This is a genomic window from Halalkalibacter hemicellulosilyticusJCM 9152, assembly GCF_000513115.1.
Taxonomy (GTDB): Bacteria; Bacillota; Bacilli; order Bacillales; family Bacillaceae_D; genus Halalkalibacter; species Halalkalibacter hemicellulosilyticus.
Window position 1 is genome coordinate 1 of sequence record NZ_BAUU01000028.1, and the last position, 19554, is coordinate 19554.

Below are 19554 nucleotides of genomic sequence, written 5' to 3' on the forward strand. Positions count from 1 at the left end.
GATATGATGTGTTGCATGCTGTGTATTGCAATAGACATTCCATCCATACGTCTACCTACGTTTTTAACCGCAAAAGGATAACCGTTTTCTTTGTTATAGTCATTACCTAATTTCCTATTCGTACGAGAAAAAACACTTTAAATAATAAAAAAATAATGATAAAATGACTGTAGTCACAAAATGACTATGGTCATTTTATATTGGGGTGGTAAAATGCTACGACATGAACGAAAAAAAGAACTAAAACAGAAAATATTTTTAACGTCCATTAAATTGTTTAAGGAGTACGGATACGACAATGTAACCGTTGATAAAATTGTGTCTACTTGTGGAATTGCAAAGGGGACGTTTTTTAGATATTTCCCCAAAAAAGAACATGTGTTATTGCATTTAGGACAAACACAAAACGACTTAATTATGGAAGTAATCCAAAAGCAACAAGAGAAAAATCTTAAGGAAAGGTTAAAGCTCATTTTTGGTGAAATGTTTAAAGTATATGAAGAACATGGGGAGTTATTACAATTAACCTTATCTGAAACTATTCGAGCAGCTTTAAAGGAGGAATCAACTAATATATCGAAGTTTCATGAAGTTCTGACAGCTGTAATTGACGAATCAATACAAAGCGGATTGTTTCAGAGTCACACTGAGCCCAAGCATATTGCTTCTGTGTTAGTAGGAATATATTTCAATTCAATTATGACATGGTCGATCGCGGGAACAAATGAAGATTTAAAAGAGATCTTTCATACCCAATTTGAAATTGTATGGAAAGGAATTGAAGCACAATAAACAAGCAGGTTAAAAAGAGGGGGACGAGGGTATCATGTCATTTTTAGTCTATTCTTCTGTAGCAGTGCTAACGTTCATTAGTTTTATCCATTTTTATTGGTTATTTGGTGGGAGGCGAGGTCTAACTGCGGTATTACCCGAAAAAAAAGACGGCGGGGCATTGTTTACTCCTAGGGTAATCGAAACATTCATAGTAGCCTTTGGATTATTGCTTGTTGGATTCATGTTACTCGTTCAATTTGGGGCAATTCCTTTTCTTCAACCTAATGTCCTATCGCAAGCAGTCTGTATAATATTTACCTTTGTGTTCTTTTTAAGAGCAATTGGTGATTTTAAATACTTGGGATTCACAAAAAAAATGAAGGATTCTGCTTTCGCAAAGTATGATACAAGATACTATAGTCCTCTTTGTTTGTATCTAGCGATTACGCTTTTATTCGTGTGGTTGTAGGAGTTTATCACGTTAGTGAAATGGGGTAAATCATGAATCATAAAGTGCTTATTATTGGAGCTGGAATTAGCGGTTTAGCAAGCGCCCTTATGCTCGAAAGAATTGGATATACACCCGTTATCTTTGAAAAGTCAGGCGCCTTCGAAATGAAGGAGGCGATCTAACCTTATGGTCTAATGGAACGGATGCCTTTCATTTGATGAATACTATACGTTATCAAAAACAGTTAGCATTGGATACAAAGTACACAAAGTAATCAAAATGGAATTATCCGTGCCAACCGAACACGCCTATTCCTTATGCACTCTGATAAAAAAATAATTGTACAAGGAAGGACATCCTTAAACCACCTCTTACTAATACACATGAGGTGGTTTTCGATTGGGATCGAACCCACTATATAAACGTTCCTACTAGCAGTGCGGTTCGTAGTTTGTGGATATGACTGGCGTCTTTTAAGTCTACATTGAGGAGCGATTCGCATTTTTTAATGCGATAGATGACCGTATTTCGGTGAATGAAGAGCTCCTTGGAAGTTTCTGAGATTTGACAGTTTTTTTCAATATAAACAGAGAGAGTTTCCAAAAGCTCTTGTTTATCCCTTTCTGTGGAGTAGGCTAAGTCTTTTAAGGAGGACAAGTAAAAGTCTTTTAGCTTTTGAGAAGGGATTGTTCTTAGTAATTCGGTTACTTCCTTTGTATGACATGTTTGAATGAACAGCTTTTTTTTCAAACGATACCCGGAACGGAGTGCGTCTAAAGCTTCTTGATAGGACATGGGAATCGTTACGAGCTGCTCGGCTACATTGCCGACTCCAAATGATAACGAAATAAAGAAAGTGTCAAGAAATTCTCTTTGAATTTCTTGTAAGTTGGCAGTGATCTTTTGTTCCGCAGCTTCCCCAAATCCCTTCACCTCCACTATGATTAAAAAGAGATCGCCTTTTGTAAATAAAATAAAGTCCTGTTGATAATATCGTAATAAGGTTTCCAGGTGCTCGTAGATAGAATCTGAATATAGCACCATCGGATCATCCCCGCTAGTAAAATGGTTGTCGTCATCCATTTTACAGACAATACACATATATTGGTGGTTCTTTTTTAAGCCATAGTGGCGGCCTCTGTTGGCAATATCCTCAGTGGAGGAGTAACTACCTTCCAATAAATCAGCAAAAAACTCATTTTTTAATCGTCTCGAATTTTGCTCTAGAGCATGTAGCTTCATCAATTCAAAGGAAACTACATTGGCAGCTTGTTCAATGGCTAAATTTGTGGTGGAATCTTGAGGAGATATCGTTTTAAACACGACCATAAAGCCCTTTTGATACGTATTTGTTTGAACGGGAAATAAAGTCGCCGAGTGCTTCTCCTTGTACTGAGAAAATTGCACGTGTAGTACTAATTTTTCCTCGAAAAAAAGATCCCTAGCCTTCATTTCCTCGTTTATGTGTGTGGCAATTTGATAGCAAAACACTTCATCGAATTTTGGAGAGGAAGTAATCGTCTCTAGTCGATGATTTAATAACATCACCTTAGCATGAACTAATTTACTGAGACGATCAATCACTTCAAAAAGTCCTTTTCCAGAAATGATCATATCTGTGAACTTCCGGTGGATGTCTAGTGCATAATGAAGTTCTTCAGTACGAGCCTCTAAAATAATTTTTAAGGTTTCATTAACGAGATCACCTAAGGAACGGTGCATCGGGAGTTCAATAATTGGAAGGTTCATCTCATTGGCTAATTGGATCACAGCCTGAGGGATCACTTTTATAAAACGCTTTGTCTTGAGGCCGAGGCCTGCGCAACCCTGCTTAGCCATGGAGCGAACTAATTCCAATAAAATATCTGGACGGTTTTTGATAGAGTATGCAGTGGTAAAAAGCAGTTGGTTTTCTTTTAAATAATTCATGATGTCTGGTGCATCCATCATATTGACTGATTCAACTTTTCTATTTAGTCCTTGATGACCTGCGACAACGGTACTATCTTTTAAAAGCGATTGCTGCAAAATATCGTTTAGCTCCATAGTTTAACCTCCTCTATCAATTTCCCAGGATGACTTAGTCATTTTCTGAGCATCGATTTTGACAACCTTCTTAACCACTTTTTTTAATTAATTAATTTCCTTGCCTTACCTGTAGTTGCAAGTAACCTACCCGATGGGCACGATCTATATTTCACTTCAACAATATAATGTAATCTTAGAAAAATAAAGAATTCTGTCAACAAATGATACAAACAAAATGCTTTTTTTAGTTAGTTGACCCAAAATGGTAACCAAGCAAAAAAGTAGAGTTCCTTACTGAGGTACTAACTAAAGGAAGTCTTAGTTGATTCTTAGAACATTCAGTCATTTTTAAGCACGCTTCACTGTTTTGGTTACTTTGTACAGAAGTAGAAATGAAAATCAGCGATTTAAATGAAATGACAGGCGACAATCCGTATCATATAGTCGGCAACTAAGAGACAAATGTCAATCGAAGACTGAATTAAACATATAAGAATCGTTATCTATTAATCTGAATGTAACGAAAGGTAGGCTAAAATAATGAAAAAAGTCATTAAAAACGCAAGGCTGTACGATAAACAAGAAGAAAAAAAGAACATCGTAATGGAAGGAGACGAGATTACAGCAATCCTTCCATTATCTGATGCAACGGTTGAAGGTATGCAACTAATATACGATGCAGCAGGTGCCTATGTTTTCCCCGGATTTATCGATGTCCATGTTCACTTTAATGATCCCGGGAGATGTGATTGGGAGGGGTTTCCTACCGGTAGTACTGCAGCTGTGGCCGGGGGGGTCACTACCGTAGTTGATATGCCACTGAATTGTCATCCTTCTGTGATAGACATGATTACGTTAAAAAATAAACAGAATCATCTTCGAGGAAGATCTTATTGTAACTACGGATTATGGGCTGGTATCACGGCTAATAACGTTCACCAGGAGAAGGAGTTAGAGCAAATGGCTTTGGCCGGAATCGTGGGCTTTAAAGGCTTTCTTTCTGAAAGTGGTATTGAAGATTTCCCTTATCTAGACGAAGCATCATTGTCATCTGCTATGAAGTATTGTGCACAGCTTAACACAGTTCTTGCCCTACATGCTGAATGGGAGAATGATATTGCGCCATTGGAAAAAAGATTAAGGGCTGCAGGAAGAACCGATGTAAGAGCTTTTCTTGAAAGTAGACCAGTGGAGGCAGAACTATCTGCTATTAATAGAGTGATAGAAATAGCGGGGAAATATGGAACAAAGATCCATGTTGTTCATGTGAGTCATCCGGAAGTAGTGGCATTGCTTCAGCAGGCGAAGGCATCTGGTATTGATGTTTTCATCGAAACCTGTCCTCATTATTTACTATTTCATGAGGAGGATTTTATCCAACAAGGACCGGTGTTGAAATGTGCACCGCCTTTAAGGAGCAGGGACAGTGTAGAAGGGCTTTGGGAATGTATTGACCGAGGCTGGATAGATAGTATTGGGTCGGATCATTCTCCTTGTCTCCCTTCTATGAAGGATAGGGGAAAGGAGAATATTTGGTTAGCTTGGGGAGGTATTCAAGGAGTGCAGTTTGGGAATCAGGCATTTATTTCCGAAGGGGTTCGAAGGCAATTATCATTGTCCAAACTTGTGCCATTATTAACGAGTAATCTAGCGAGTCGTTTTGATTTGTTAAAAAATGAAGGAGAAATTTCTGAAGGAAAGCAAGCAAATTTTGTAATTTATCAAACTCAGAGAACGAAGTATGTAAGGAAAGATGACCTCCTGTTTCGTCATAAATTTTCTCCATATGTAGGTATGGAATTTCAAGGTGAAATACAGGCTACTATCGTCAATGGAAGCCTTTCCTATGAAAGGGAGAAGGGTATGTTAGGCAATCTGATGGGAGAGAGGCTTTCACCTCGATGACTAGTTAAAGTATCTAAAATAGCAGCTCATGGTTGTTTGCTTTAAACAATGACATGATGAATAACCATTTTTATAATAGGTTTAACAATTGAAAATTGGCTTTCTTAAGCTCTGTTGTTGATTGCTACTCCAAGTACTCGTATGAATTATTGGTAACTAAATGTATATCACTATGAAGGGGTGACGGAAAAGTGAGTTTACAAATAAGAAATGTATCGAAAACGTTCAAGTCGGAGAAGGAAGTTAAGCATGTGCTTAGAGAGATAAGCTTTGACGTAAAAGACAATGAATTTGTTTGTATATTAGGTCATAGTGGCTGTGGGAAATCAACGTTATTGAATATGATTGCCGGGTTCCTACGGCCGGATGAAGGAGAAATCATTGTGGAGGGAGAGTCTGTTACAGGTCCATCAAAACAAAGGGGCGTTGTTTTTCAAGAGCATGCCTTATTCCCTTGGTCCTCTGTTATTGAAAACATTGCCTTCGGACCGAAGCTTCAAGGTTTATCGAAGGAAGAGGCCTTATCGAAAGCGGAAGAATATCTGAAGCTAGTAGGTTTAGAAGCTGCTAGGGATCAGTATCCTAGTCAATTATCTGGTGGGATGCAGCAACGGGTCGGAATTGCTAGAGCACTAGCCAATGAGCCAGAAATCCTTTTAATGGATGAACCTTTTGGCGCTCTCGATATATTGACTAGGGAAACGATGCGTAGGGAGTTATTAGGCATTTGGATGGAACTAAGAACAAAGGTGTTGTTTATTACCCATAGTATTCCGGAAGCTGTTTATTTAGCAGACAGGATCATCGTTATGAAGGATGGTGATGTAGTAGCTAACGAGGAAGTAACAATGAAGCGTCCACGAGATGCAAAGCAAAAAGAATTCGGAGAATTAGTTTCCTATTTGGAAGGTACTTTAATAGAGGAAACGTCAGTAATTAAAAAGGCAGAAGGGATGTGATTGTATGCCAGTAATAGAAAATACAACAAGGTCCAAGCAATTACTCACGACAAGGGAGAAAAAATCTAACATCAGTATTCGTTTTTCGAAGTTTTGGGACAAAGATCGAATAAGTCGAATGGGGACGATTATTGGCTTTTTCGTACTATGGCAAATCATTGGGATGTTAAATGTACGTGCAGAATGGTTTAATCCGGTTTTCCTTCCGACACCCATCAATGTGATGGAAGCAGCACTTCATTTGCATGATCGCGGTGTGTTAATCGGTCATATTTGGTCGAGTGCGTGGAGATTGGGGCTCGGTTTTTCATTAGGGGTTAGCATCGCCGTTATCTTGGCTTTCTTGATTGTTAAATTTAAGGTTGTTCAAAATATTGTAGACCCATTAATTAACATGATTGGACCGATTCCACCCTTTGCTCTGCTTCCTATCTTTATAATTTGGATGGGGGTTGGAGATGTATCGAAGCTAACTCTAATTACGTACTCAACAGCTATTCCAATGATTGCTTATACGGTAGATGGCATTCGAAATGTGAATCCATTGTTAATTCGTTCCTCTTTAGCATTGGGAGCCAATCAGCGGCAAGTTTTTACAAAGGTCATTTTACCTTCTGCTCTGCCACCAATTTTTGTAGGAATGAGAGTTACGTTAGCCATCTCCTTTTCGGCGATGGTCGTGGCAGAAATGATTGGCTCGCATTCAGGGTTGGGATATTTAATCATTGACTCAAGAAACTTTTTCCAAATGTCAAATATGTTTTTAGCAGCAGCATTAATCGGAGCGTTGTATTTTGTCTTTGCCTTTTTCCTTGGATTGATTGAAGGAAAGCTATTTAAATGGAAAAAAGGTACACAAATTAGTGATGCTGTTCAAAAATAACTATCAACTTATCAGTAAATAAGACAAGCATCTACCTTTCTATTATGAATATGGAAAGTATGGATAAATAACAAAATGTAAAGATGGGGGTTACGAAAATGAGAAACAGCTTAATGGTAAAAATGAGTTCTACGTTGAAAAGTCGATGGATTATGCTGGCAGTGGTGATTTGTTTTATTATACTCTTAACAGCATGTGGTGGTAGTAGTGAAGGGTCAGCTGTAGCCGATGATACGGATCAAGAAGAGATAGAAGATTCCGATGCAGTCGATGAAGAGGAAGCAGGTACATCCTCTGAGGAGGTAGAAGTAACGGATATCACTCTTTGGGGAGTTATTGACACTCAGGTTTCCGCTCAACAATTGGTCGCTGAAGAATTAGGCTTTTTTGAAGAGGAAGGCTTGAATGTAACGAATCATATTGTGCAATCTGGTCCAGATATCGGTCCAGTAATTGCTAGTGGTGATGCGCAAACGAGCTTTGAAACAACGATTACGAATATCTCCTTAAGTGCAAATAACGTTCCAACTGTCATTGTAGCACCAATGTCGAATATTTCTGGTACACAAGCTGTTATTGCTCATCCTGATTTAGAGATTAATAGTGCAAAGGATATTGAAGGAAAAACGATTGGAATGGTTCAAGGAGCGGGTGTGTCCATTGCTCTCCATAATATGGCGCAGGATTTAGGGGTAGATATGGATACGGTGAACTTTATTAATATGTCTCCAACGGATCAAATAGCTGCTTTAGAAAATGGGGACATCGATATTATGGCTGCATGGGAGCCATGGATTACGATCGGTTTAGACCAAGACGCGCAGTTCTTATTTAGTGGTCGTATATCTGAATTGCCAGAGAGGCAAGGAGATGTGGATTGGATGCAATTCTACTCTACGTTCCAGGTAACAGAAGAGTTTTTAGAGAACAATCCAAATACGGTAAAAGCAATTCTGCGCGCACTTAAGAGAGCAACAGACTTTATTAACGATAACCGTGAAGAAGCGATCGATATTTTAGATGAAAAACTAGAGAACCTTCCTAGAGAGCAGGTAGAAGAAATTATGACGCGTAATATTTATTCCATGGAAGTAACAGACAGTATGCGTGAAGGTTCCGAGGTTATTGCAGATTTTATGTATGAAATGGATAATGTTTCACGGATACCTGACTTTGAAGAGTTTACTAATTTTGAGCTGCTAGAAGAAGTGTTAAACGAGGATTAAGGAAGGGGAATTGGCTTTCTTAAAATGGAGGGGGGAACTGTTGAGAGAAGGAGGATAAGGTTTACTTCTGACGGACGGTTTTCACTACCTTCATTTCTATTTTTTATATAAACAACAAGTTATGAGCAGAAAAGGAGGGATAAAATGTTAGCCTATAATGAAGAAGTAATAGATGTATCAGATAATATTAATGATAGATTAAAGTGGCTTGCTTCCTTTGGTGAACGAAAGGATGTTGGAATCACGAGACTGTTGTATACGGATTCGTGGTTAAAGGCACAACAGGCGTTAGCAACGTGGATGAAGCAGTTAGGTTTAAACGTTTACTACGATGATGTGGGCAATCTATTTGGCAGATTAGAAGGAAAAAATCCGTTAGCTAAACCTATATTAACAGGGTCCCATATTGATACTGTAAAGCATGGTGGAATGTATGATGGTTCATATGGTATTGTGGCGGGAATACTAGCGTTAAAGACGTTAATGGAGCGTGAAGGAGAACCGGAAAGATCGGTGGAGGTTGTCTCCATTTGTGAGGAAGAAGGAAGTAGATTTCCTTTTACTTACTGGGGTTCGAAAAATATCGTTGGTGAGACCATAAAGGAAGATGTGAGTGAGCTACGTGATGAGGAAGGAATCTCTCTTCTTGAAGCGAAGAATAGATTAGGGTTTACCTCTAAATTAACAACACGAAAGAAGAAAGATGTGAGTGCTTTTATTGAGCTCCATGTGGAACAGGGAATTATTTTAGAAAGGGAGAAATTGGATATTGGTATTGTCGAAGCTATTGTAGGGCAACGTCGCTTTAACGTCCGTCTTCATGGAGAAGCGAATCACGCGGGAACAACACCTATGAAGTATCGAAGGGATGCGGTACGTGGAGCCGGGAAACTCATTGATCACCTGATGGAGATGGCAGACGATTATGGTGAGCCACTAGTGGCAACTGTGGGGAAAATCGAAGTTTTGCCGAACACACCAAATGTTATTCCTGGAGAAGTATCCTTTACCATCGACGTTCGTCATCCGGAGGTAGAGGTGCTAGAGGCTTTTTGCGATCATTTTTATAACGAATTTTATACAATATCAAAGCGATGTAATCTCCAAATAGAAATAACGAGATGGATGGAATCAGAACCGGTCAAAATGGCACCGGAGTTAAATGAAAAAATACTTGAAGTTTGTTTACACAAGAACATTAAATATAAAAAAATGATCAGTGGAGCAGGGCACGATGCACAGGTTTTTTCAAAATATTATCCTGCCACATTACTATTTGTGCCTAGTCAACAAGGGGTCAGTCATTCTCCACTCGAATATACCGATGAAAGAAACTTACAAATTGGAATAAACGTCTTAACTGAGACATTATATAAATTAGCGTATAAGGGGGAGAGAACATGAGTCTATTAGAATTACAGCCATCTCAGCGGACAATTATGACTCCAGGTCCAGTAGAGGTAGATCCGCGGGTACTTCGGGCCATGTCGACACCTATAATAGGTCAATTCGACTACGAATTTACGACGATTATGAATGAAACGATGGAACGTCTTCGTCACGTATTACAGACGAATAATCATTGGTCTTATCCGATAGATGGAACCTCTCGTTCAGGGATCGAAGCGGTTTTATGTAGTTTAGTCGAATCGGGTGATAAAATTCTCGTCCCATCTTTTGGTCGATTTGGTTATTTATTAACGGAAATTGCCGAGCGGTGTGGTGGAGAGGTTCGCTTGATAGAATGCGAATGGGGTGAGGTGTTTGACCCGGAGCAGGTCATCAAAGAAATGCATCGAATGAAACCGAAGCTTGTTGCTATGGTACATGGGGAAACGTCTACGGGAAGAATGCAACCATTGAAGGAAATAGGCTATGCTTGTCGGGAAATGGACTGCTTATTTGTAGTAGATGCTGTTGCAACGGTTGGTGGGACTGAGGTGAAAACGGATGAATGGTACATTGATGCCCTCATTACCGGTACACAAAAATGTATTTCTGTTCCATCTGGTATGGCGCCTATTACGTACAACGAACGTGTTGAAAAAATAATACTAGAGAGAAAGTCTATTGAGAAGGGGTTAGTATCGGTAACCAAATCTAGTAACGGGAAACAAAATCGCCGGATTCGTAGCAATTATTTTGATCTGAGTCAAATCCAGGATTATTGGAGTCCTGCAAGGCTTAACCATCACACAGAAGCTACAACCATGCTTTATGCACTATATGAAGGGCTGAGGATTATTTTAGAGGAGGGCTTGGAGGAACGAATCAAGAGACATCAGCTCCATGAGAAGGCGTTAGTGGCGGGTCTGAAGGAGATGGGGATGACTCTTTTCGGGAATGACAATTGTAAGCTACCGATGGTGACGTGTATTAATATACCAGTGGGGATAGATGGAGAAGCTGTCAGGTCGATGCTATTAGATGAATTTAGCATTGAAATTGCCAGCTCGTTTGGCTTGTTGCACGGGAAAATTTGGCGTGTTGGTACGATGGGCTATAGTGCCCGGAAGAAAAATGTGTTACAAACTTTGGCAGGTTTAGAGGCGGTTCTCCTTCGTCACGGTGTGAAGGTGAATCTAGGAGCGGCTCTTCAAGGCGCATTAGACATATACGCCAAAGAACCCGTACAATCGATTAAAGCGATAGGTTAATCGACCGAAGTGTGTCGAGCGTCATGCACGTTTCTTAAAAGATAAGAAAGGGAGTAAAAAAATTCCAGTAAGACATGTGAACAGAACCGAAGAAATTAACGGGATCATTCAATGAAGAGAGTTGGCTTTGCTCGTTACATGTCATTCTAAAAGAACCCCACCTTCAGAAAAACTGAAAACCGCTGTAACGGCAGAGCACAAAGCAATTAAGAAAAGACGCTGTCGCATTTTTCTTATCTCATTTCATAATTAGTGACAACGATTACTAGAATATACTGAGTCACTCGTAAATTCATGCTAAAATATGACAATAACCCTTTTCTAGTAAAGGAGGCCAACTCATGTTTGAAAGCTCAATTGAATGGTTAAAAGATGCAACATGGTGGGAAGCTTCGGTTTTCATTTTGTCATTTAATGTCATCATACTTGTAATGTGTGTGCTGATTGGTAATAGGCTTGTTCGTCGGTTCATGAAGCACCCTGTTGCAGAAATTGTTACGAAACGGCCGTATGAGATTGTGTTAGCAAGTGTATCGGTATTGTTAAATTCAACTGTGACGATGATTGGGTTTTACTTATGGAGAAATGATGTTATCGTTTTAAGTACAAGCTTTGGTTTGCGTGCTTGGCTTGATATTTTGGTTTTATTATTCATCATGGATTTTGCGATGTATCTCTTTCATCGACTCGCTCATGTTAAATGGTTATATCCTTATATTCATCGGACACATCATCGTTTTGAAGACCCTCGTCCGATTACTTTATTTGCCTTAAATCCATTAGAAAACTTAGGATTTGGTCTGCTGTGGATTATCGTGTTATCTGTGTATCCAGCTTCATGGATTGGAATAACAGGCTATTTATTTTTTAATATCGTCTATGGGTTGATTGCGCATTTAGGAGTAGAGCCGTTTCCGAGTTCCTGGGTCAAGCATCCGGTTATGAAATGGATATCGACAAGTACCTATCATACACAACATCATCAGCAAGAGCACTATAACTTTGGCTTTTACACGATCATTTGGGATCGATTGTTCGGTACAATGTCTCCGCGTTATCCGTCTCATTTCGCGAAAAAGCTTCCAGAAGAAAGAGATGGGTAAGTTATTCAAATAGTTTTGATTTCAATGAATAGTTGAAGTTGTTTGATATTTATTCTGAATGTATAGAATTAAGTTCATGGAAGCTTTCCCATAAATCCAATTAAAGCTATTATTAGAAATACTTTTAATTAACTCCAGTGTATAAACTACAAATATCCGATGGTGACAAGTATTGGAGCGAAGGACAAAACCCATTAGCAAGGAAGCAAATGTGATGCATACGGAATACGTTTTCCATGATTTGGTGTATTGGTATATCAGCATAAAATAGAGATGTAGTGCAGTAATATCATAAATAAAATTGTTGGGTTTCAGCGGCAAAATAGATGCTTTGTAAATGAAAAGTTGAAATTCGAGACAAAAACATCAAATACAACACTAAATACAGAGATTAGTGAGCCATAAAGGATAATTTCAACAAGCCTTTGTTTATGTAATAAAATGAAGACATGCACATAAGAAAAAACAAGGTACCCTATCAGCTCTCACCATTTTAAAGTGAAAACTTCTTGTTCTATCCACCTAGATTTTATAAGACTGTTTAGAACATCATTTGCTTCAGAAATCATTTCTATTGTAATCAAATTAACACTTCCTTACAAATATTGTGTAACGTAGTTCCGCTTTTGACTAATCGAATAACAAATGAACATATACACATTAATCTTTTGAACGATAAGTTACCATCTGAATTAAATACATATTCAATAAATTGTTATTGGTTGGATAAAGAAGTTTATTAGTGAATATTTTTTAACTTTAAAAGGAATTTTATTCTAGAGAGTTAATATTTTATTGTTTAGCAGCGTATTTTCTTGTATGTATATAAATTGTCTTGTGATAAAGGGCACCCAAAAAGTTTGGTTTTAACTTTTTGGGTGCCCTTTAAGCAATGAGTGAAACTATTCCTATTTTGGAAAGGTAGATAGAATGACTAGTTAAATGAAAAGTATTGAAAATATCGATTTGTTTTTGTTCAGTGGATTCCTATGACGACTTTTTTGGTTTGATTTTGACAAAAATATAAATTGATATTTCTATATAATTACTAATGTATTTATAATATAAACTATTTGACTTTTTTACATAATGTCCCGTTGATTCCTATCTGTTCAATATCGAAATATACTATACTGAGAAATTGAATTAGGACTTTATTCCTTTATGCCAAACAACCATTCAGAGGCTAATCATCAATTTTCTACAAATGAGAAAGCGATTTGACCGATTACCACAAAAAATAAAACGTTTTCTATCAGATTTTCCACATTCTATCGGCAAAAGAAGGTAATATTTTTGAGTCATTTTTCATAAATTTCATAGGTAAAAAGAAATAAAAAAATGTTGTTTTTAGTATAAATGGACTTGAGTATCAGTCCTAAATATCGATTTTTAGAAAAGTCTACCAGTTTCGTTGACTTTGTATATTGCCAGTAATACCATAATATAGGCTAAGAAAAAGGAAAAACATGACTTTAACTTAGCGGTTTCCCAATTTTGAATAAGGAGATGAGTATTCATGGCAGGCCAAATTCGTATGACTCCTGATCAGCTGCAAGCAAAGGCTAAGCGTTACGGTCAGAGCTCACAGCAAATCGACCAAATTTTAAGAGATTTATCGAACTTACAGGAAGAATTAAGAGGTGAGTGGGAAGGACGTGCATTTGAGCGCTTCGACGATCAGTTTAGAGAGTTAAGTCCACGTGTGCAAGATTTCTCTAATTTAATGTTAGAAATTCAAGAACAATTAACTAAAACGGCTGAAGCTGTTGCGCAACAGGATGAAGCTCTTTCTCAAAATTTTGGTCTTAGATAAGAAGGCTAACGAGATAAGTAGCTTTAAAGATTGTACTTACCGTTGTATGAGCTACATGACTAAATGTTGTGTAGCTCATACTTATGAAGTGCGATAGTAACTGTGAAAACAAGATTGATTGATGAAGGTTACTTTTTTAGAAAATGGATATAGAATATTATATATTTTTTGCCATTATTTAATTATAGAATTATTTTTCATTAGGAATGTCTGATTAAATACGAAGAAGTTGCAGGAGAGGAATATGAGATGAAAAGAATAGAGCTACGGTTAATAGCATTCTTACTATTAGTACTAGCACTAGCTGCTGGTTTGTCTTATTTGGCTTTAAATCAAGTAACACAGACTAACAGTGTAGATGCTGGACACAGGATGACGATTGCGTTAGTTAATGAGGATGAAGGTGCGATATTTAATAATGAGCAATTGGCTTTTGGAGATGCTTTCGTTCGTAGTGTCGATCATGACTCAAACCATGACTGGTTTGTCGTCAGTCGGGGAGTAGCGGAGAGTGGCTTGGAAAGACAAACGTATGACATGATGATTGTGATTCCGAATGATTTCTCTGAAAAAGCACTCTCGATGGATTCTATTTCACCAGAGCCTGTCACATTGAATTATAAAATTAATGCATCAGAAAATGATGAAATTAGAGCAGAGGCTGAAAGAGCAGCGAGTGACATATTAAACGACTTTAATCGTCGTGTCATTGATGTGTACTTTGCTAGTGTGATTGCAAACTTACATGAGGCACAGGATCAAGTCGGCTATATTGTTAACGAACAAGCGAAATATACAGCTACATATAATACGGCTATTCAGAGCCCATTGTCTAATTATACGAATCAGTTTAATACGGTGAAGGATTTTACAGATGTATCACGAGGTAGCTTTAGTAGTTTAGAAGATATGTTGGAATCATTTACGGGTCGTTTGACAGAAGAGGTTGAATTAAGTCAAAGCTTTGTATCAAATGTGAATGACGTAACGAATTTGACAGAATCGAATCAAGCATTGTCGCAAGGATTCTATGATTCTTTGAACCAATTTAATGCAACGATTAATGATGTAGATGCCCAAAGGCAGTTGGATCAGCTTGTTCGTGCTAATGAGAGGATCTTCAAACAATTTCAGCTCCAGGAAGAGAGTGCAACTATTATTTCAGATGCCGCTCTTTTGCGTGATTATTTTGAACGTGCCAATCAGCAAGTAAGCAGCTTAGAACAAGATTTAGAAGAAACTCTACGATCAAATATGGAAAGAACGGTATCAAATCGATTGTCAGGAATCTTTACTAACGCATTTAAAAATGAGTTAACGAGCTTAAACTCATTATTTAGACGTCCTGATCGAAACATGAACCGTACAATTGAAGAGCACATTAAACAATTACCGTCATTAAGTATACGAGATATAGATGAATCTGGTCTATCCGAACAGATGACATTGGAATTAACGAACGTCATTGCAACAGCAAGAAAGTACAATCGCGAACGTCCAGATTTTGAGTTTTCTCCAGATGATTTAGATAACAGCCATATTTTATCGACGCAAATTCAAGAAATCAAAAATCGGTTAGCTGAAACCGGAGTGATCATGACCAACTCTGTTGAATTACCAGCTAACGAAAAGACAGGACAAATCTTCACATTGTCCATTCCGAATGAGTATGAGTTAAAGCGATTATGGTTAACGTTACCAGGCTCAGATGAAGTTAATTATACAGAAGTGTATAAAGAAAATGGTGAAGTGAAATTACCTGCTAATGATGAAGGTATTTTCACAGTAAGAATTAAGCTTCAATTGAAGAATGCTAATAGTGAGATTGATGTGTTTCAACAGCGACTTGGAGCTGGGATATGCTTCAAGAAGATATTACTGATGTTGATCATGTAGAGGAAGAGTCTGGCTATGAGGTTTCTGTTGCTCCATTACTTGCTAATACAGTAACGGAGGGGACAGAAGAAGAGGAATCAGAAGTTGATGAAGAGAATGACAGTCGTGAGGATGAAGACAGTACTGATCAAGAAGGAAGAGAAGAAGATCAGCCTGATGAAGACGTAGACGACGATACAGGTTCCGATGATCAGGGAGAATCTGATGGATCGGATGAGTCTGGTCATCAAGATGGAGATAGTGATGAGGGGAATGACGAGGGTGATGAAAAAGAGCCTGAACCGATTATCGAAAAGGTAACAGTGATTAATAATTATATTCACCATCGTGTCATGTCACCAGTATTAGATGATGGTACGCAAGCGCTCATTCATGCAGCGGAACATACGATTAGTGACTATCAGAAATTATCAGCTCTATTTGACATTTATTTTGGACTTGATATGAGCTCACCAGAATTAAGAGATTCGTTTTCAGGAAATCGGTTATCTGACTTAGCAACTGAGTCTTCTCTCTATTACCTCTTTAATGTTCAAGAGTTAGATGAATTGCTTACAAACTATGTGGTTGAGCGCGTAACGGCTGGTGTTACGGCAGAACTGAGAGAGCCGATTAAGCAGCTCTATGAGCAAGTAAGGGTATATCATGAACGTTCAAAACGTGCTGAGCATCGAATGGACCAGCTAGTTGAGAAAATTGTTTCAACGACAGAGCAGGCCCAGATCATGAATCAAAGTCTATCTGGAGTGCTAGAGGAAGTCATGAACTGGCGCGACCGAAGCATGGCGTTAATCGAAGAGCAGTCTGGTGTGCAAGCTGCGAATAATGAAGAGCAACAGGCGATTCTCGCATTAAGTAATGATTTTATGCCGATTTTAGCAACAAGTGAATTTCTCTCTGAACAAGCGCAAAGTAATTTCTATTCGGCAGAGACAGTTTATCAAACCTTTGAAGAAATAGATAATCAAGCGACATTGATTCAAGAAAGTGGGAATGACTTAATCAGTCAGGCTGAGGAGCTTTCTACTAATATGACAAATAAATTAGTAGAGGATGAGGAGTTTGCTGAGAACTTTACGGAGGTACTTGCCAATAGTCGAATTGGTGAGAGACAAAATGAGGACCTTTTAGATTTCTTATCAAGTCCTGTGCAAACGAAAAATGATGGGGTCATCCTCTCAGGTGATACATTTACTCCTTATTTTATCGTGTTAACAGCCTTTATAGTCGCTCTTTTTACTGCGTATGTGATCTCAACGACTCACCAGCGCCGTATAGAGAAGGATGAATTTGTAGGGGAAAGAACGATTTTCTCACAAAACACACCTATTACGATTATTACAGCAGGTATCGGAATGATTGAAGGTGCAACGATTGGTCTCATTTCAGGATTTAGCTTAGGGATTGAAGGATCTCAATTAGTGTTATGGACGCTATTATTAACGACTCTTGTCTTAACGATATTACTTATTGCTACTTATTTGTTACGACAATTGAAGATGATTGGGATGTTCTTGTTACTTGCCGTATTTGGAATGTATTTATTCTTCACAAGAGCGTTAGGCTCAGTATCCAGTGGGGGATTACGTACGTATTCGCCATTGCAATATGTTGAAAATGTTCTAGTTCGTGCCTTCAGTGATTCGATTAACTATCAAGCGACATTCTTTATGCTGATTATACTATGTTTAATAGGTGTTCTGCTTAATTTGTTGGTGTTCAATCTTTCTACAAGAAGTGAGGAGATGGACGATGAAGAGGTTTCAAAAGCTAGTTAATATCATGGTCTATATGCTCATCATTAGCTTATTCTTACCTTCGTTCGCAGTGCTTGCTGAGGAGCAGTCAAGCACTGCGGAAAGAGGGAAGTTAAATGTCGATCTCGACCGAATTAGTGGAAGTAATCGTGGAGGAGATCAGACGAACACGGTAACCGAGCTTGAGAAAGTGTTTCCAGAGTTGTTTAGAGACGAGACGAAAGAGGTCATTGATACGAAGCAGCTTGAGCAAGAAAAATGGCTTGAGCGCCTTCAACAATCTATTTTTGAAATGGAAAGTCAAACAGATGCGACGGTAGCTCTTATTCAAGAGTCTCTTTTTACCGAGAGCTATACAACTCCGGCAACTGAAAGCCGTGCAAGCGAAGAGAGATCTGATGAGGGCGCTAATAACGTCCTCCTTTTCTCCATTATGGGGATGATTACGATGATTGGTGGAGCCGTGTTTATGATGATGCGACAAGTTATGGATTAGGAGAGTCGATGATGGCAAAGTCTACACATATTAATGTAACGGTTGATTTTCAAAATTGGGGTGGAGGCGTATATGACTTACGTATTCCAGTTCAATTAACGGTAAAGCAATTACTGTTAAGTGTCTCTGAGACGCTACGTATTGAACGGACGGATTCTTCTTTATGTGCCATTAAGGTATTAACGAAAAAGCTGTTCATTACGGATGATGATATGTTAAGTCAGTATCCGATTACAGATGGAGATATTTTACAAGTTTTATAGACTAGAAACGGAAGGTCTGTGGAAAAGGTGAAGGAGTCAACGTTATGAAGGAAAAAAAGATTCAGTTGGATTCGCTCACGCTTCATTTTCAAATTGAAGGTGAAGAGTGGCGCACAGAATTAGCCAAATCACAAACGAAGGTGAAAAGTATTCAACAAATGGGACTGATTACAACAGAATCGGACTATTTTTTGCCAGTTTCGATCGAAGAGGAAGAGGATCTTTTTAGGTTTTCGTTTGTGGTGGAAGATGAGAAAAAGAAATGGAAGGATATAAAGGCGCTTCAACGGAATGAAAAGTTACGATTGCTTTGGAATTTAGCTAAGCTGAAACCTTATTTATCAACGCGGACGACTTTCTTTCTCCATCCTGATAACGTCGTGTTTGATGACAATTTAATGCCAGCTATTATGTATCGTGGGATTCGACAATTGTTACCACCTTATGAAGTGAAAGAAGATGATTTCTTCCTACAATATAAATGTTTCATTCTCGCTCTATTTTCCAAACAGTATACGTTTGATGATCTATACAACGGCTCGTTAAAGAAGGTGAAGGAAACAGAGTTTGAACGCCATGTTCATGAGACGGAAAGTCTAGAAGAATTAATCACTTATATACAGACATGTTATCACAAAGAGCAACAAAAGACGGAAAAAACGATGACGACAGTCCCGTTGAAACGGTTTCGATTATTCAAGCAATTGTCGATCATTATGATGACATTGTCGATCGTGTTAGCCGTACCGTTATTTTATTACATGTTTGTGAAAGATCCATATCAAGATAAATTATTAACGGCACATGGTGAATTTTTGTCGTCAGACTATAGCGCGGTCATTTCAACGCTGCGGAGAGAAGATCCTGAGCCATTACCGTTTCGGACTAAATATATTTTGGCGTACTCGTATATTCAAGTTGAGAGTTTATCCAACCGAGAAAAAGAAGCGATTATGAGAAATGTCAGCTTACGTAGTGATGAAAATTATTTGCTCTATTGGATATTAAATGGTCGTGGTCATTTTGATGAGTCGATCGAAAAGGCGATGTTTATTGATGACCCACAATTAATTATGTATGGACTCATTCAGCAAATGGAGCAAGTTCGCAATGATCCTCAATTAAGTGGTTCAGAGAGAGAAGAAGAAGTTAGAAGGCTTCAAGACGAATTAAATCGATATCAAGACGACTACTTGGGAGAAGACGAAGAGACGGAGCGAGTTCCTGTAGAAGGAGCGAATGCTGAACAAGAACTTGATCTAGAAACTGATGAAGACGAAGAAATAATAGATAATGAAGACGAAGATGAGTAGCGATGCAAGCTTGGCTGATTGAGAGAG

The 19554-nt window shown here is 38.3% G+C and carries 17 protein-coding genes; 16 read left to right on the top strand and 1 reads right to left on the bottom strand.

All coding sequences use genetic code 11. From position 1 onward, the window contains the following. Positions 1 to 213 precede the first annotated feature (213 nt). Genes JCM9152_RS16190 through JCM9152_RS22410 form a run of 3 tightly spaced genes read left to right on the top strand, consistent with a single transcriptional unit; the run spans position 214 to position 1407 of the window. Complete coding sequence (locus tag JCM9152_RS16190) at positions 214 to 792, top strand: TetR/AcrR family transcriptional regulator (protein ID WP_035346278.1); 579 nt, start codon at positions 214 to 216, stop codon at positions 790 to 792. Between the two features lie 34 nt (positions 793 to 826). Beyond that, the gene (locus tag JCM9152_RS16195; protein ID WP_035346281.1) at positions 827 to 1243 is read left to right on the top strand and encodes a DUF3995 domain-containing protein; all 417 of its coding nucleotides are present in this window, start codon (positions 827 to 829) and stop codon (positions 1241 to 1243) included. A 32-nt stretch (positions 1244 to 1275) separates the two neighbouring features. Continuing rightward, a complete protein-coding gene (locus JCM9152_RS22410; RefSeq protein ID WP_148296531.1) occupies positions 1276 to 1407 on the top strand; it encodes an NAD(P)-binding protein in 132 nt (43 codons plus the stop codon). A 232-nt stretch (positions 1408 to 1639) separates the two neighbouring features. On the opposite strand, the gene JCM9152_RS16200 is transcribed toward JCM9152_RS22410, so the two are convergent. Next, entirely contained in the window at positions 1640 to 3271 is a 1632-nt protein-coding gene (locus JCM9152_RS16200) for a PucR family transcriptional regulator (RefSeq protein ID WP_035346283.1), read from the bottom strand. Positions 3272 to 3793: 522 nt separating this feature from the next. Here JCM9152_RS16200 and allB point away from each other — a divergent pair. The 13 genes from allB (at position 3794) to essB (ending at position 19527) form a co-directional block, all read left to right on the top strand. Continuing rightward, entirely contained in the window at positions 3794 to 5158 is a 1365-nt protein-coding gene (gene allB / locus JCM9152_RS16205; protein WP_052016024.1) for an allantoinase AllB, read from the top strand. Between the two features lie 191 nt (positions 5159 to 5349). Continuing rightward, complete coding sequence (locus JCM9152_RS16210; protein ID WP_035346285.1) at positions 5350 to 6117, top strand: ABC transporter ATP-binding protein; 768 nt, start codon at positions 5350 to 5352, stop codon at positions 6115 to 6117. 4 nt (positions 6118 to 6121) lie between these two features. After that, complete coding sequence (locus JCM9152_RS16215; RefSeq protein ID WP_081728084.1) at positions 6122 to 7000, top strand: ABC transporter permease; 879 nt, start codon at positions 6122 to 6124, stop codon at positions 6998 to 7000. Between the two features lie 98 nt (positions 7001 to 7098). Then, entirely contained in the window at positions 7099 to 8226 is a 1128-nt protein-coding gene (locus tag JCM9152_RS16220) for an ABC transporter substrate-binding protein (protein WP_052016026.1), read from the top strand. A 144-nt stretch (positions 8227 to 8370) separates the two neighbouring features. Next, a complete protein-coding gene (gene allC, locus JCM9152_RS16225) occupies positions 8371 to 9630 on the top strand; it encodes an allantoate deiminase (protein ID WP_035346286.1) in 1260 nt (419 codons plus the stop codon). Continuing rightward, entirely contained in the window at positions 9627 to 10883 is a 1257-nt protein-coding gene (locus tag JCM9152_RS16230) for a pyridoxal-phosphate-dependent aminotransferase family protein (protein ID WP_035346288.1), read from the top strand. The genes allC and JCM9152_RS16230 overlap by 4 nt, the downstream gene beginning before the upstream one ends. 341 nt (positions 10884 to 11224) lie before the next feature. After that, the gene (locus tag JCM9152_RS16235) at positions 11225 to 11986 is read left to right on the top strand and encodes a sterol desaturase family protein (RefSeq protein ID WP_035346290.1); all 762 of its coding nucleotides are present in this window, start codon (positions 11225 to 11227) and stop codon (positions 11984 to 11986) included. A 1519-nt stretch (positions 11987 to 13505) separates the two neighbouring features. Beyond that, on the top strand, positions 13506 to 13802 hold the full coding sequence (locus tag JCM9152_RS16240) for a WXG100 family type VII secretion target (RefSeq protein WP_035346291.1): 297 nt from the start codon (positions 13506 to 13508) through the stop codon (positions 13800 to 13802). 249 nt (positions 13803 to 14051) lie between these two features. Then, the gene (gene esaA / locus JCM9152_RS16245; RefSeq protein WP_035346293.1) at positions 14052 to 15698 is read left to right on the top strand and encodes a type VII secretion protein EsaA; all 1647 of its coding nucleotides are present in this window, start codon (positions 14052 to 14054) and stop codon (positions 15696 to 15698) included. Then, positions 15662 to 17476, top strand: a complete 1815-nt coding sequence (locus tag JCM9152_RS16250; RefSeq protein WP_052016028.1) for a hypothetical protein — start codon at positions 15662 to 15664, stop codon at positions 17474 to 17476. Before esaA ends, JCM9152_RS16250 begins: the two co-directional genes overlap by 37 nt. Further along, positions 17451 to 17951 carry a type VII secretion protein EssA gene (essA, locus tag JCM9152_RS16255; RefSeq protein ID WP_035346295.1) on the top strand — a complete coding sequence of 167 codons (501 nt, stop codon included), beginning with the start codon at positions 17451 to 17453 and terminating at the stop codon, positions 17949 to 17951. The genes JCM9152_RS16250 and essA overlap by 26 nt, the downstream gene beginning before the upstream one ends. Positions 17952 to 17962: 11 nt before the next feature. Further along, positions 17963 to 18214 (top strand): EsaB/YukD family protein, encoded by a 252-nt coding sequence (locus JCM9152_RS16260; protein ID WP_035346297.1) that lies wholly within the window; start codon positions 17963 to 17965, stop codon positions 18212 to 18214. Between the two features lie 44 nt (positions 18215 to 18258). Then, complete coding sequence (gene essB, locus JCM9152_RS16265) at positions 18259 to 19527, top strand: type VII secretion protein EssB (RefSeq protein ID WP_035346299.1); 1269 nt, start codon at positions 18259 to 18261, stop codon at positions 19525 to 19527. The last annotated feature ends 27 nt before the right edge of the window (positions 19528 to 19554 follow it).